Origin of the sequence: Pacificibacter marinus (genome assembly GCF_900109555.1) — a bacterium.
In the GTDB taxonomy this organism is placed as follows: domain Bacteria; phylum Pseudomonadota; class Alphaproteobacteria; order Rhodobacterales; family Rhodobacteraceae; genus Celeribacter; species Celeribacter marinus_C.
The window spans coordinates 46,949-62,361 of sequence record NZ_FNZV01000003.1 but is presented as its reverse complement, the minus strand read 5'-3'; the positions used below and the strand labels follow the sequence as shown (position 1 = coordinate 62,361).

The following is a 15,413-nucleotide window of genomic DNA, read 5'->3' as shown; positions in this document are numbered from 1 at the left end:
TTACTTTTATCCCGCCACACTCTTGGATGTGACCCCGAAACAATTGCATCCATAGCCACAAAAACCGCGAGATCCCGTCTATGCAAATCTTCCTACCCATCGCCGAGGTATCGGTGAACGCCTTTGTTCTTTTGGGATTGGGCGGACTTGTGGGTATTTTATCCGGCATGTTTGGCGTTGGTGGTGGATTTTTGATCACGCCTCTGTTGTTTTTCGTCGGCATCCCGCCCGCCGTCGCGGTGGCCACGTCTGCCAATCAAATCGTCGCCTCATCAGTGTCGGGGGTCCTGGCCCACTTTAAGCGCAAAACAGTTGATCTGCGCATGGGCTCAGTGCTGCTGATTGGGGGGCTTATCGGCTCGGCTATTGGCATGCAAATCTTCAATATGTTGAAAGCACTTGGCCAAGTCGATCTGCTGGTGACACTGTGCTACGTGGTGTTTTTAGGGATCATCGGTGCATTGATGTTGGTGGAATCACTGCGCGCCCTACGCCGCGCCAAAGGGCGTGTAGGCAAAGCGCGCGAGCGCACCAAACACACATGGGTTCACAACCTACCGTTTAAAATGAAATTTCGCGCCTCGGGCCTGTATATTTCTGTGATCCCGCCAATTGTTGTCGGCATATTGGTCGGTATGCTTGGCGCAATTATGGGCGTTGGTGGCGGGTTTATTATGGTGCCAGCCATGATCTATATCCTTGGAATGCCGACGAAAGTCGTGATTGGAACCTCGTTGTTTCAGATCATTTTTGTCACCTCCTTCAACACAATGTTACACGCCTATACCAACCACACGGTGGACATGATGCTGGCAATGATATTGCTTGTTGGTGGGGTCGTAGGCGCACAAATAGGCACGCAAATCGGGTTGAAACTCAAAGCAGAACAACTGCGCATCATGCTGGCACTTTTGGTGCTGATTGTGTGCTTGAAACTTGGCCTTGATTTACTTATTCGCCCAAGCGAACTTTATTCAATCGGTGTGATCTAATGCGGTTTCTTATCGTCATACTCGCCCTATGGGTCGCACCACTCAGCTTGGCCGCCGAACAGGTTGTGGCCGCGCTCAGCCAAAATCGCATTTCAATCACTGCCAATTTTGATGGCTCTGAAATTTTGGTATTTGGTGCAATAAAACGTACCGAAGCTGTACCGGAAAACAGCGCCCTTGACGTGATTGTCACGGTGACAGGTCCGCGCAAACTGGAAACCATTCTGCGCAAAGCTCGACGCTTTGGCATCTGGGTGAATGTCGAAACCGAACGCCTTGGCCATGCTCCGAGCTTTTACAGCGTGGCAGCGACGCGTCCCGTTGAAGATATTGTGGCCTCCAAAACGGATTCGTTGTGGAAAATCACTGCAGACGCGCAAATTTTAAGCGCACGCCGAGGTCTGGCAGCTCGAGAAGCCTTGCTTAGAATTCGCACAGACAATGGACTATACCGTCGCGCAAATGCAGGCGTTGTTTTAACTGAAAACACATTATTCAACACCTCAATCGCTTTGCCCGCGAACCTTGTCGAAGGCGACTACATCACCAGAATTCTGCTGGTTCGTGACGGAGCGGTTTTAGATGACTACAGCACTGCAATTAATGTGCAAAAAGTTGGAATCGAACGCTGGCTGTACAATCTCGCGCACAACAATGCATTGCTCTACGGCTTGCTATCGCTCGTTTTGGCAGCACTTGCAGGCTGGGGCGCGTCCGAAGCCTTTCGCATTTTACGTCGTTAAATCAACGTATCATCGTCTTGCATTTGCAGCGACAATGGCGCGGCTTCAATCGCCTTAAGGTCCGCGACACTCAACGCATTTTCTGGTTTGGCCAGACGCGCGCGGGTCACCCAAAATAGACGCTTTTCAGCCCGCGTGATCGCAACATATGTCAGTCGCTTCCACAAAGGAATCCCAGCTTCCATCCGCCCTGCGCGTGCGGCAGCGAAAATATCTGGCGCAAACACCTGAACATTTTCCCACTGCGACCCCTGCGCTTTGTGAATGGTCACAGCTGCACCATGCAAAAATGCGGCCCCCATGCGCGCTGCAAAGGGAATAAAGGGCTCTTCTTCGCCAGGAAATTCAATTTTGACGATAGAAGCGGCAGAAATATTTGGATCTTGGGCGCCCATCACATGCAGACGAGAAAAACCAGGTTTGCGCCCAGGTCCAAGATAGACAACCTGCGCGCCCTTGATCAAACCCCGCGCCTCTAAGTCGAGCCGTTTTTTGCGGTGCTTGGCGGGTAATTCGATGCCGTCACAGATCAACGGTTCCCCCGCCATAAGTTCATCAGCAGGCGCACCATATACATTACGGAACGCTTGAATCAACCGAATGCGTGTTGCATTGCGCCACACCAAAGCTGGCGAGCGCGCCATCAAATCGCTTTCAACTCGCGTTGCATAGACCACGCGATCATCACGCTTTGATGCGTCTTCAACCATACGCTCAAAATCGTCGTAGCTTAGCGCAGGATCAGCCAAAGCATGGGCAAGATCCAAAATTGGACTGTCATTTTCTTGTCGGTGAATACGGCTCAAGATATGGATATCAGGCTTGGGAAGTTGTTCGAATACCATCGAACCCGCTTGGTTCACAGGCGCAAGCTGAGCGGGATCGCCAAATAAAACAAGGGTTGGAAAAATTTCCTGTAGGTCTTCAAATTGCTTTTTATCAAGCATTGAGGATTCATCAACAAACCCAATATCCAAAGGGTCTTCGCGGCGTTTCCATCCTGTGATGAAATCAGAGCCGCGCAAACCCGCTGCAGCCAAAGCCCCAGGGATAGATTTGTTCAGTTGATAGAAAGCATATGCGCGGTCTAATGCGTCAGGACCCAACCCTTCCATCTCGGGTCGGTCAGCTTCGCCTGCAAGCCATTCCGCAATTCTTTCATAGTCTGGATCATAAACTGGTGTGTACAAAATACGGTGGATCGTCGTGGCAGGCACACCGCGGTTGCGCAGCACCGAGGCGGCTTTATTGGTCGGTGCCAAGATGGCCAGCGTACGCCTGTCTGCACGCTTTTTGCCTTCATAATCGCCCGAAACGATATCAACACCCGCCTCGTCCAACGCCTTGTAAAGCTCGGCCAAAAGCAAGGTTTTGCCTGACCCGGCCTTGCCGATCACCGCACGTACATTAGAATGCCCCTCTTCGAGCGGCGCAATAAAGCCGTCATCCAAATCAACGCCAACACGTTTAAGAACGCTACTGACAGCATCAAAGGCTTCTGCCTGATCATCGGAAAATGTAACAACGTTTTTTGACATGCGCGGACCCTATAGGGACCGCGCCACAGGCACCAGAGTGGATCAACCACCCAATCAAAAATCAAGCAACCGCTTGCATAGGTGTTTGTACAACTGACCTTGGCCCGATGGGGGCAAAGGCGCGACGCAACCACGCTTTTGATGTACCGCGCTCAATCCCCACCTTTGCGAGTGTTGGCCCAAACGCATCTGAATGCATTTGCCAAAGCCCAACGCCTATCTCTTCACGCCCCTCGCCCGCACGACCAATCACATCAGGCGACAAGCCCATAAGACGATAGATGCGTTCCATACGGGGATCAAACACGCCCACAAAGTGGTCCAGTTTGAACTCATCCATCACCTCGCCAGCCCCCAGCGTCAAAGCAGCAGTCACTTTGCGATCAGCATTAGGAGCAAGGCAAAATCGCGTGCATTCCCAAATGAGTGGACTTTCGATGCGCACCCCATCCGTGAGGTGTGAAAAGTGATCATTGACCATCGTGCTGCCAGTTGTTGGCAAAAATCGCATGGACCCGCCATGTGTGCCATTGGGGTTTTCCCAAATCACATACAACGGATTGCAATCATCATATTCATCGCGTTCAAAGCCGGCGTCATTGACGCGCACAGCCCAGCCAAGGCGGGTCTTGAATTGATCAGCACGATCCCGAAACATCGTGTCGCGTAAAAGAGGAAAAAGGTGAAGGGAATCGCCGTAAATGTAACGCAGCATGTGCTAGCTCCTGTGACCGTCTGTGGCCTAATAGCTAGATGGCAAGCGTCACCACAGGCTTTTTACAGCGCGCGCACGGGATATCAGTGTCTTTCGCAAGCGTGCGGTACTCAGCCGAAAACGCAACACACAGCAGGTTATGATGCGTCGTTAAAGGCAATGTTAAACGATAATCACGCCAGTCGACATTGCACGCGCGACAGCATGCGTCGTGTTAAGTGCGCCAAGTTTATGACGCGCAGCTTCGATATAAACGCGCAGGGTATGCTCTGAAATTCCCATTTCTTGGGCCGCCTGCGCCCGCGAGAGCCCTTTGGCTAGATTTGAAATTGCCATCAATTCACGAGGCGATAAAGTTGGTGTTGGCAAAACCGTACCACCGGCTTCAAAGTGCAGAGCTTTTTTGTTGAACTCATGCGCAACGATGATCAAATCTCGCCCGTGGATTTCTATGAAATGTTCCCAATCTTCATCTGCCGCCGTGTTGTTCACAGTGAACAAAGCAAACTGCCCATGCGGGCCGCGGATCGGGATTGTGTATCCTTGGTTCCCCACTCCGAAGTCGATCGCCTCAACAAGAAAAACCTTTGCTGCCTTTGAAGACCAGTCAAGCTGCTTCCAATTCACGGGAGTAAATCGTTGAAAGCACCCAAATATAACCGGATCCATCCGCAGGTATTCTTTGTCGAGATAGCGATCGACCCACTCGGAGGAGTAAGTGCCTGCGCCAAAGCGTTCTCCAACGCTGTTGACCCAGTGATAAACGACATGTTCAAGCTCAAGGGCATCGCGCAACGTTTCCGTCGCGTCTTGAAACGCCTCTAGTGTGTCAACTTGCTGGATGACTTCCAGAAAGTGTTCCAATTTCAACTTCATGCCTACGTGCCTGACCTACTTGGGTCTCAGGACTTTTGTTCGCAAGCTCAACAGCAACCACTAAGCAAGCATCAGAAAGATGATCTGCTGTTGCGGGCATACCGTTCAGTTCGGCAAAAGTCCGAAGATCTGTCAGTACATCAAGTATCCAATCGTTCCGCATGTAAAGCCTCATCCGTTCATGTTTCCGTTGTTGTTTCAACTTTAACATGTGAAACCGCAGACGAAAAATCGCCGTTTCATCCTCCCCTAAAATAGTGAGGCTATAAAATATAAAGTCCTGAAAGTTATAAGTATGCGTATATATTGATAAAACCACCGTCAAACTGCTACGCGAATCTGTACCTGTGCCACAATCGCATCTATAAAAGTACATCAACCTAAAGTTGCATAATAACAACAGCTCAAAACGGCGAAAGACCCGTGCAAGAACACGGGCCTTTCGTCGATGGAAACCATGATGGGATTTATACGACGGGCCCTACTGCCAACGCATCTTCCAGCGTCTTTAAACCTGCTTTTGGAGATTGCACGAGCACAGACATATTGCCTGGCTTATGTGCGTTTTGATGCATCTTGGTGTGAGCATCGGGAATTTCATTCCACGGGAACACTTCCGACATGCACGGATCAATCAAACCCTCGCACATCAAGCGATTGGCAGCCGCCGCTTGCTTCAAATGCGCAAAATGCGACCCTTGGATACGTTTTTGATGCATCCAGATATAACGCACATCAAAGGTACAGTTGAACCCTGAAGTGCCTGCACAAATCACGATCATGCCACCCTTTTTGCACACAAAAGAAGACACAGGAAACGTCGCTTCACCGGGATGTTCGAACACGATGTCAACGTTATTGCCCTTGCCTGTGAACTCCCAGATCGCTTTGCCAAACCGGCGTGCCTCGGCAAACCACGCGGCATATTCGGGCGTGTTCACGGTGGGCAATTGCCCCCAGCACTTGAAATCTTTGCGGTTGATCACGCCTTTTGCGCCTAAAGACATCACAAAATCGCGTTTGCTTTCGTCAGATATAACGCCAATCGCATGAGCACCTGCAGCCTTGGCAAGCTGGATCGCAAAAGACCCAAGCCCCCCAGACGCTCCCCAAACCAATACGTTCTGACCCGGCTTGATGTCATGTGGCGCGTGGCCGAACAACATGCGATAGGCGGTGGCAAGTGTCAGTGTGTAACATGCACTTTCTTCCCATGTCAGATGCTTTGGGCGCGGCAAAAGCTGTTGAGCTTGCACACGCGTGAACTGCGCGAAAGACCCATCTGGCGTCTCGTAGCCCCAAATGCGTTGCGATGGAGAATACATCGGATCGCCACCGTTGCACTCTTCATCATCGCCGTCATCTTGGTTGCAATGGATTACAACTTCATCGCCAATTTTCCAGTTTTTAACTTTAGAGCCAACCTTCCAAACGATGCCTGACGCATCAGATCCCGCGATATGGTAATCCGCCCCATGCACATCAAACGGTGAAATAGGAACGCCAAGTCCAGCCCAAACACCGTTGTAGTTCACCCCGGCGGCCATCACGAGCACAAGCACTTCGTTGGCATCAATTTCAGGGGTGTCTACGACTTCAACCTGAAAACTTTTGTCTGGCGCACCATGGCGATCACGACGAATAGCCCAAGCATACATTTGCTTTGGAGCATGTCCCATCGGGGGAATTTCGCCGATCTCATACAGGTCTTTTTCAACTGCATCGTATTTGGTCAATGCATGCATTTCATCAAGCGCCATATCAGTATCCTCTTCGTTTTATCCGCCGCGCAAACGAGTTGCGAACGTCAGTTTCCCCGGTGGGCCTCGGGGAAAGTTGCTCTATGCCGCGACGCAGAATCGCGGCCTCTCTGCCTTAGCGATACAAATTGAAAAGTAATTATGCAACATATTTATGGTATATTTTGTAATTTAATAACTTTGTAAAATGGATTAATTCATGCATACCCACGCGAAATCCCTGTGAATACAATGCGGTAATACGATCAACACACTGTTGTTAATTGGAAAAATTTAACGCTGCGCCGCAATATTTACTGTTGGACTATTATTCCGATATAGTTATACATATTGAAATATAGTTTCACACAAACGGAACCTTTGCCATGACCGAGACCCCAAAAGACAAGCCTTGGCTTTTTCGTACCTACGCGGGGCACTCGACAGCCAAGGCGTCAAACACGCTGTACCGTGGCAACTTAGCCAAAGGGCAAACGGGGCTTTCGGTCGCATTCGATCTACCCACCCAAACGGGCTATGACAGTGATCACGAGTTGGCCAAAGGTGAAGTGGGCAAGGTAGGTGTGCCAGTGTCGCACCTTGGCGATATGCGCATGTTGTTCGACAGCATCCCTCTGGAACAAATGAACACTTCGATGACAATCAACGCCACAGCACCATGGCTTTTGGCGCTCTATATTGCCGCCGCCGAAGAACAAGGCGCTGACATTTCCAAGCTGCGAGGCACGGTTCAAAACGATATCATCAAAGAATACTTATCGCGCGGCACCTATGTTTGCCCGCCGCGTCCCTCGATGCGGATGATCACAGATGTGGCGGCTTACACGCAAAAACATCTGCCCAAATGGAACCCGATGAACATCTGTTCTTACCACCTGCAAGAAGCGGGTGCGACGCCTGAACAAGAACTGGCCTTTGCCCTTGCGACAGCAATTGCCGTGCTGGATGATCTGAAAGACAAAGTGCCCACCGAGGCCTTTCCCGCCATGGTCGGACGTATTTCATTTTTTGTGAATGCAGGCATTCGTTTTGTCACCGAGCTTTGTAAAATGCGCGCCTTTGTTGAGTTGTGGGATGAAATCACGCGCGAGCGCTATGGCATCGATGATCCCAAATTTCGTCGGTTTCGCTATGGTGTTCAGGTCAACTCGCTTGGCCTGACCGAACAACAACCCGAAAATAACGTCTACCGGATCTTGATCGAAATGTTGGCCGTCACCTTAAGTAAAAATGCCCGCGCCCGCGCTGTGCAACTGCCTGCATGGAACGAAGCACTGGGCCTGCCTCGCCCATTTGATCAGCAGTGGTCTTTACGTATGCAACAAATCCTTGCCTATGAAACAGACCTTTTAGAATACGATGACCTATTCGATGGCAATCCTGCGATTGACCGCAAAGTGGCCGCTTTGAAAGAAGGCGCGCGCGCAGAATTGGATACGCTCGACAGCATGGGCGGCGCGATTGATGCGATTGATTATATGAAATCGCGATTGGTCGAGGCCAATGCAGAACGCATCGGGCATATCGAAACCGGGTCCACCACAGTTGTCGGTGTGAACAAATGGCTCGAAGCAGAACCCTCTCCGCTAACCACTGGTGACGGCGCGATTATGAAATCCGATCCTGATGCCGAAGCCGACCAGATTGCGCGCCTATCTGCTTGGCGTGCTGCGCGTGATGAGGTCGCGGTACAAAAAGCGCTGAACGCTCTTCGTAAAGCGGCTGCCTCTGGTGCCAATATCATGCCACCGTCGATTGCAGCAGCAAAAGCGGGCGCAACCACGGGCGAATGGGGCGATATGGTGCGCGCGGCCTTTGGGCAATATCGTGGCCCCACAGGCGTGTCCGCCAACGCGTCTAACCGTACCGAGGGCTTGGATGATATTCGCGCCGACGTCGCCCGCGTGTCAAAATCACTTGGGCGTCAGCTCAAGTTTTTGGTCGGCAAACCTGGACTTGATGGGCACTCAAACGGTGCCGAACAAATCGCCGCCCGCGCCCGCGATTGCGGAATGGACATCACCTATGAAGGCATTCGCCTGACCTCAACAGAAATCGTCGATGCAGCGGTCCGCGATGAGGCCCATGTGGTTGGCTTGTCGATTTTGTCCGGTTCACACCTGCCGTTGATCGCTGACCTAATGGAACGTATGAAGGCAAGCGATGTGGCGCACATCCCCGTGGTCGTGGGCGGCATCATTCCTGACGCAGACGCACAAGCGCTTTTGGCCATGGGCGTCGCGCGGGTCTATACCCCCAAAGATTTCGAATTGAATCGCATCATGTTTGACATTGTGCACCTTGCAGATCCAGACAGCCCCCCCGCAAGGTAACACTGGCGCGCGGCAAAATCGTGGGTATAGTTGCGGCATCTCCAGACATAAAGGTGCTTAGATGCCAACCCCACATATTTCCGCCGCAAAAGGCGACATTGCCGAAACCGTACTGTTGCCCGGTGATCCGTACCGCGCCAAATGGGCGGCAGAAACGTTTTTAGACAATCCAAAACTCGTGAACGAAGTGCGCGGGATGTTTGGCTTTACAGGCACCTACAAAGGCAACCCTGTGACCATCCATGGCTCAGGCATGGGCATGCCGTCTTTGTCGATTTACGCCAATGAATTGATCACCGAATACGGTGCAAAAACGCTAATCCGCATTGGGTCCTGTGGCGCAATGCAAAAGAACATCAACGTGCGCGATGTGATCATTGGCATGAGCGCCACAACGCTTTCCACGCCGTCACGCGGGATTTTCAAAGAGATCAATTTCGCCCCCTGTGCTGACTACGGCCTACTGGAAAAAGCCGTTGCAGCCGCCCGCGCCAAAGGCACAACAACCCATGTTGGCAACATCTATTCCGCAGATGTGTTCTATGACGAGCGCCCAGATTTAAACGAAATCATGATCCGTCACGGCATCTTGGGTGTCGAAATGGAAGCCGCAGAATTGTACAACCTCGCGGCCCGTCACGGTTGTCGTGCGTTGGCAGTGCTCACAGTCTCAGACCATCTGATCACACATGAAGCTTTGCCATCCTCTGAACGAGAAAGTTCATTTGGCGATATGGTTGAGATCGCGCTGCAAGCCGCCTTTGCATAAGCGCCGCTTTGCAAAAGTGCTGTAGACCCTAACATACCTTAGGTCGCCCACTGGGCGGCCTTTGCAATCCAGACAAGGAGCTGACCTATGACCATGCCGAAACGAAAACTTGGCGCAAACGGCCCTGAAGTCGGCGCCATCGGACTTGGGTGTATGAGCTTTGGCGGCATCTTTGGTGCGGCCAATGATGACACCAGCCTTGAAACACTGGCCAGCGCACGGGCCGCAGGGATCGATTTTTGGGACGTAGCCAATATTTACGGCATGGGCCACTGCGAAACCATCATCGGGCGCTATCTTTCAGGTGCACCGGACGACATGGTGATCGCCACCAAAGCCTCCATCGTGAACGGTCCGCCACGTCATTTTCGCAATGACGAAGACCACTTGCGCAGTGAACTGGATGCCTCTTTGAAGCGGCTTGGGCGTGACAAAGTTGAATTGTTTTATATCCACCGCCGCGAAGCGGACCGCCCCGTCGAAGAGGTCGCCGAAACCCTTGCCAAATTCATCGCCGAAGGGCTGATTGACGGCTATGGTTTATCAGAAGTTGCCCCCTCGACCATTCGCCGCGCGCATGCAGTTCATCCTGTCACTGCCGTGCAAAACGAATATTCGCTTTGGTCCCGCCAGCCGGAACTGGGCGTGCTGCAAACCTGCGAAGAACTCGGGATCACATTCGTGCCGTTTTCCCCTTTGGCGCGCGGGATGTTTGGGTCTAACCCGCCCGCCCCAGCCGAAATGGACGACACCGACTTTCGCCGTGTGAACCCGCGTTTTACAGAACCCAATTACAGCGCCAACCTTGCGCAAATCAATATATTGCGGGCCTATGCAAACACAAATGGATGGACCCTGCCCGAGTTGGCGATGGCATGGATTTTGCACAAATCACCAACCAGCCTGCCTATTCCGGGCACGCGCACAACCGCACATTTGAATGAGTGGGCGAACGCCGCAAACATCGTGTTGAGCCCAGACCATATCACTGAAATTGAACGCATTTTACCTGTGGGATGGGCTCATGGAGATCGCTACGGTGATATGCAAATGGCCGGTGTTGAACGCTACTGTTGAAACGCAAAGAGCCGCCAAATCACTTGACGGCTCTTTTATTTAAGATCGACCAAAGCCGTATTACGTTTGGACCTCTGCCGTTTTAGCAGCAGCAGTTCGCGCGGCTTTAGCCTCTATACTTTCAGGCGCGGGCGCTTTGACTTTTTTCGCAAACAGCCCTTTGCCTTCTGGCCCATACCAATCTTCATTGCGTGTGAAGTACATGGTCGCAGCCAAAGCCACAAAGGCCAGCGTTGCCCCAGCCAAAAGCGCATAGTCTTCGGATTGCAAAATCAGGTAAAGCACGCCGTAGAGCACCAAAAGCATCAGCGCCAAAACGGCTGTGCGTTTGCCCAAGTTCAATCCAAAGTGCCCAAAGAACGTTAGCAAAATGATCGTCGCCCCAGCTGAAATACCGTAAGCGACGGCAAAGCCGAATTGTTCGGAATAGGCCACCATCAACAACACGAAAATGGATTGCGCCAAGCCGATCAGCAAATATTGCACTGGGTGTGCAGGGCGTTTGGTGCCTTTTTCGATCAACAAAACCGTCAAGAACGTCAAAGCGATAAACAGGATTGCGTATTTGGCGGCACGATAAGATTTTTGATAGAAATCATTAGGTTCAATGAAATCGACCCCAAAAGCCATGTCGCGACGCAAGGTTTGCGCATAGTTTTCACGTGACAGCTGCGGCAAAGTCCGCGCCAAATGCGGAATGGTCCATGTCGCAGAAAAACCTGCTTCGGAAATCTCAGATCCATCTGGCAAGAACGCTCCACCAAAGCTGGGATTCGTCCAGTCCGATGTAACCTTAACCGATGTCTGACGGCCAACGGGTGCGATCATCAACGACTGCGCCCCGTTCAAACCAAGGTGCAAATCATACGACGTCGCATCGCGCGGATCACCAATCGCGGCTGTGATACCCGCACGGCGCTCGGCAGATGCTATCGGTTCAAGCGGTAGTTCTTTGCCGTCCAAGGTCAAAACGGCCACTCCACGCAAGGCGGCATTGTTAGACAAATCCACCATCATCGCGGTGTCATCCCACAGAATGACTTCTTCGTTTACGGCCATGCTTGCGATCTGATTTACAGGAAAGTCAAAGGCAACCGACATGTCCGCTTGATACACAGGCACGTTGAATATACCGCGATGACGCACTTGGGTTTTTGTATCTACAGCAACATCAAATTGACCGGGGTACACATAGATGGGTGTGCGCGAAACAGTGACGCGGCGCGTGACTTGTTTCAAAACTGTGTTGCCATTTTCATCGAATTTAGCTTCGCCCGTTAGAGTGTCAAACACTTGTTCAGAAGACGTCTGATCGATGGTTTCTTGAACCGGCACGACAAGTACGGGTCCAGATATCACCTGATCTCCGCCCCATTCACGGCCCACATCCCGCAGAGTTTCTTGCGAATAGAATTTGCGGCTTTGCACAATTTCTGAGACGAAAAACAAAGGGATAAACATCAAAAGGGTCAACAGACCCACGATTAAAAACCGCATTCCAATAGCGTCGCGCATACCATTCCTCACCAATAATTTTGGCCACCATGTCCGCCCAATGGCCGAGCGTCAAGGTGTGGAATATCTGACGCTCGTCATAAAAAAGCCCCGCAGATTGCGAGGCTTTCGTAATTCAACACAGTCATACGCAACTGCATAGATCAATTTTAGAATCTAACGAATGGGTTAGTGCGCACGCTCAAGCATCATGCCTTTGATAGACGCGATAGCTTTCGCTGGGTTCAAACCCTTAGGACATGTTTTGGAACAGTTCATAATCGTGTGGCAGCGGTACAATTTGAACGGATCTTCCAACTCGTCTAAACGTTCGCCTGTCGCCTCATCACGGCTGTCGATGATCCAACGGTACGCGTGCAACAAAGCTGCTGGTCCTAGGTATTTATCACCATTCCACCAGTAAGATGGGCAAGATGTGGAACAACACGCACACATCACACATTCGTACAGGCCATCAAGTTTCTTACGATCATCGATAGACTGACGCCATTCTTTGGCAGGCTTGTTTGTTTTGGTCTCAAGCCACGGCATGATCGACGCATGTTGTGCGTAGAAATGCGTTAGGTCTGGGATCAAATCTTTGACCACGGGCATGTGTGGCAAAGGATATATTTTCACATCGCCCTTGATCTCATCCATGCCATAAATACAGGCCAGAGTGTTGATGCCATCGATATTCATCGCACAAGACCCACAGATGCCTTCACGGCAAGAGCGGCGGAATGTGAGAGTCGCATCAATTTCGTTTTTGATCTTGATCAGCGCGTCCAAAACCATCGGGCCACATTTGTCCATATCGACAAAATATGTGTCCACGCTTGGGTTTTTACCCGCGTCTGGATTGTACCGGTAGATCTGAAACTTGCGCACATTGGTCGCGCCTTCGGGCTTTGGCCAAGTTTTACCAGTAGTGATCTTAGAGTTCTTTGGCAGAGTAAGTTGTACCATGGATGTCTCCTATCCGAGCACGACGCCCAGTCCGTTTTGGGCGATGCAAGAGATGGTTTCGGGCTGGCTGGCAATCGTTATGACGATGTTCACCGTAGAATTATCGATACCTGTCACGGCGGCTTTGGCGAGTGTGATCAGCTCATCGGTTGTGGCCTGATCGACAATGCAATCCACATAAGGCTCAGCGTTCACGCCGGGCAGCTTTTGGGAAATCACAGTGTTGATGACGCCCTTGGCCGCCGAACGCGCCGTCTGTTGGACAGCCGCTTCGGGGGCAAGACAACCGCTCAAAAGAACGGTTGCCGTTATGATTCCCAAAAGACGCATCAGAATGTCCGCGCTTTTGGCGCGATGGTTTTCAGGCTGATGCCGCCTTCTGCTTCTGTCGACAAAGGTTCTTTGACCACATCACGGTGCGACAGTGTCACTTTGTTGCCATCAACATGGGCAACGGTGTGAACACGCCAGTCTTTGTCATCACGTTTAGGATAATCTTCGTGGGCATGTGCACCACGAGATTCTTTACGTGCTTCGGCACCGACAATTGTTGCCATCGCATTTGGCATCAAGTTGGCAAGTTCCAGTGTTTCCATCAGATCAGAGTTCCACACGAGGCTGCGATCGGTGACTTGTAGATCACCCATTTTGCCTGCAATCGCAGTCATCTTTTCAACGCCTTCTTTCAGCGTCTTATCAGTCCGGAACACAGCCGCGTCGGCTTGCATTGTTTTTTGCATCTCAAGACGCAGCTCAGCCGTTTTGATCGCACCAGATGCATTGCGCAGACCGTCGAAACGATCAAAGGCTTTGTCGATGGATGCTTGGTTGAGCACTGGATTTGGCGCATCCGCATCCACAACTTTACCCGCTTTGATCGCAGCTGCACGGCCAAACACCACGAGGTCGATCAAAGAGTTAGACCCCAAACGGTTCGCACCATGAACAGAGGCACAGCCCGCTTCGCCCACAGCCATAAGACCCGGAACAACAGCGTTTTGATCTTTGGCGTTCGGATTAAGCACTTCACCCCAATAGTTGGTTGGAATGCCGCCCATATTGTAATGCACCGTCGGCAAAACAGGGATCGGTTCTTTGGTGACATCAACGCCAGCAAAGATTTTCGCGGACTCGGAAATACCAGGCAGACGTTCTGCCAAAGCTTCCGGTGGCAAGTGCGCGAGGTTGAGGTGAATGTGATCACCCTCAGCACCGACACCGCGACCTTCGCGAATTTCCATCGTCATAGACCGAGACACGTAATCACGTGGGGCAAGGTCTTTATAGGTCGGGGCGTAGCGTTCCATGAAACGCTCGCCTTCGGAGTTGGTCAAATAACCGCCTTCGCCGCGCGCGCCTTCAGTGATCAAACAGCCAGAGCCGTAGATGCCTGTTGGGTGGAATTGCACGAATTCCATATCCTGCAAAGCCAAGCCAGCCCGCGCCACCATACCGCCGCCGTCACCTGTACAGGTGTGCGCGGATGTGGCTGAGAAGTAAGCACGGCCATAGCCGCCTGTCGCCAGAACAACCATCTTAGCGTTAAAGATGTGCATCGTGCCGTCATCGAGTTTCCAACACACAACGCCCTGACATTGCCCGTCTTCGGACATGATCAAATCGATGGCGAAATATTCGATGTAGAACTCAGCGTTGTTTTTCAAAGACTGACCGTACAGCGTGTGCAAGATCGCGTGACCCGTCCGGTCAGCTGCAGCACAGGTGCGCTGTACGGGGGGGCCTTCGCCGAATTCAGTGGTGTGACCGCCGAAAGGACGCTGATAGATTTTGCCCTCTTCAGTGCGCGAGAATGGCACGCCGTAGTGCTCAAGCTCGTAAACCGCTTTTGGTGCTTCACGCGCGAGATATTCCATCGCATCTGTGTCGCCAAGCCAGTCAGAGCCTTTGACCGTGTCAAACATGTGCCACTGCCAGTTGTCTGGCCCCATGTTGCCCAATGACGCCGCGATGCCGCCCTGCGCCGCAACAGTGTGCGAACGGGTTGGGAAAACTTTGGTCACACAAGCTGTGCGCAAACCCTGTTCGGCCATGCCGAGAGTCGCACGCAAGCCAGCGCCACCAGCGCCGATCACAACGACGTCGTAGTCGTGTGTTTCATATTCATAAGCTGCTGCCATGGGGGGTGC

General features: G+C 51.8%; 13 protein-coding genes. 5 read left to right on the top strand and 8 right to left on the bottom strand.

Features of this window, described 5'->3' with window-relative positions:
• Positions 1 to 80: 80 nt before the first annotated feature.
• Together BM025_RS05245 and BM025_RS05240 are read left to right on the top strand one after the other, a co-directional pair.
• Complete coding sequence (locus BM025_RS05245; protein ID WP_085848498.1) at positions 81 to 992, top strand: sulfite exporter TauE/SafE family protein; 912 nt, start codon at positions 81 to 83, stop codon at positions 990 to 992.
• Complete coding sequence (locus BM025_RS05240; protein ID WP_085848497.1) at positions 992 to 1,735, top strand: TIGR02186 family protein; 744 nt, start codon at positions 992 to 994, stop codon at positions 1,733 to 1,735. Before BM025_RS05245 ends, BM025_RS05240 begins: the two co-directional genes overlap by 1 nt.
• Here the strand turns inward: BM025_RS05240 and BM025_RS05235 are convergent.
• From BM025_RS05235 to ccrA, 4 genes are all read right to left on the bottom strand, one after another.
• Positions 1,732 to 3,273 (bottom strand): ATP-dependent DNA helicase, encoded by a 1,542-nt coding sequence (locus BM025_RS05235; RefSeq protein WP_085848496.1) that lies wholly within the window; start codon positions 3,271 to 3,273, stop codon positions 1,732 to 1,734. The two genes, BM025_RS05240 and BM025_RS05235, sit on opposite strands and share 4 nt — an antisense overlap.
• 61 nt (positions 3,274 to 3,334) lie before the next feature.
• Positions 3,335 to 3,988, bottom strand: coding sequence for an acyl-homoserine-lactone synthase (locus BM025_RS05230; protein WP_085848495.1), 654 nt, complete (start codon positions 3,986 to 3,988; stop codon positions 3,335 to 3,337).
• 162 nt (positions 3,989 to 4,150) lie between these two features.
• On the bottom strand, positions 4,151 to 4,864 hold the full coding sequence (locus tag BM025_RS05225) for a helix-turn-helix transcriptional regulator (protein ID WP_085848494.1): 714 nt from the start codon (positions 4,862 to 4,864) through the stop codon (positions 4,151 to 4,153).
• 467 nt (positions 4,865 to 5,331) lie between these two features.
• Complete coding sequence (ccrA, locus tag BM025_RS05220) at positions 5,332 to 6,624, bottom strand: crotonyl-CoA carboxylase/reductase (protein ID WP_085848493.1); 1,293 nt, start codon at positions 6,622 to 6,624, stop codon at positions 5,332 to 5,334.
• Between the two features lie 365 nt (positions 6,625 to 6,989).
• On the opposite strand from ccrA, the gene BM025_RS05215 reads away from it, so the two are divergent.
• The 3 genes from BM025_RS05215 (at position 6,990) to BM025_RS05205 (ending at position 10,803) form a co-directional block, all read left to right on the top strand.
• Positions 6,990 to 8,957 carry a protein meaA gene (locus BM025_RS05215; protein WP_085848492.1) on the top strand — a complete coding sequence of 656 codons (1,968 nt, stop codon included), beginning with the start codon at positions 6,990 to 6,992 and terminating at the stop codon, positions 8,955 to 8,957.
• 61 nt (positions 8,958 to 9,018) lie between these two features.
• Entirely contained in the window at positions 9,019 to 9,726 is a 708-nt protein-coding gene (gene deoD / locus BM025_RS05210) for a purine-nucleoside phosphorylase (RefSeq protein ID WP_085848491.1), read from the top strand.
• An 87-nt stretch (positions 9,727 to 9,813) separates the two neighbouring features.
• The gene (locus BM025_RS05205; protein ID WP_306455982.1) at positions 9,814 to 10,803 is read left to right on the top strand and encodes an aldo/keto reductase; all 990 of its coding nucleotides are present in this window, start codon (positions 9,814 to 9,816) and stop codon (positions 10,801 to 10,803) included.
• A 60-nt stretch (positions 10,804 to 10,863) separates the two neighbouring features.
• Here BM025_RS05205 and creD read toward each other — a convergent pair whose 3' ends face one another.
• From creD to sdhA, 4 genes are all read right to left on the bottom strand, one after another.
• The gene (gene creD / locus BM025_RS05200; protein ID WP_085848490.1) at positions 10,864 to 12,318 is read right to left on the bottom strand and encodes a cell envelope integrity protein CreD; all 1,455 of its coding nucleotides are present in this window, start codon (positions 12,316 to 12,318) and stop codon (positions 10,864 to 10,866) included.
• A gap of 168 nt (positions 12,319 to 12,486) precedes the next feature.
• Positions 12,487 to 13,266 (bottom strand): succinate dehydrogenase iron-sulfur subunit, encoded by a 780-nt coding sequence (locus tag BM025_RS05195; protein WP_085848489.1) that lies wholly within the window; start codon positions 13,264 to 13,266, stop codon positions 12,487 to 12,489.
• A gap of 9 nt (positions 13,267 to 13,275) precedes the next feature.
• Positions 13,276 to 13,596, bottom strand: coding sequence for a hypothetical protein (locus tag BM025_RS05190; RefSeq protein ID WP_085848488.1), 321 nt, complete (start codon positions 13,594 to 13,596; stop codon positions 13,276 to 13,278).
• Positions 13,596 to 15,404, bottom strand: coding sequence for a succinate dehydrogenase flavoprotein subunit (gene sdhA, locus BM025_RS05185; protein ID WP_085848487.1), 1,809 nt, complete (start codon positions 15,402 to 15,404; stop codon positions 13,596 to 13,598). The genes BM025_RS05190 and sdhA overlap by 1 nt, the downstream gene beginning before the upstream one ends.
• Positions 15,405 to 15,413 lie beyond the last annotated feature (9 nt).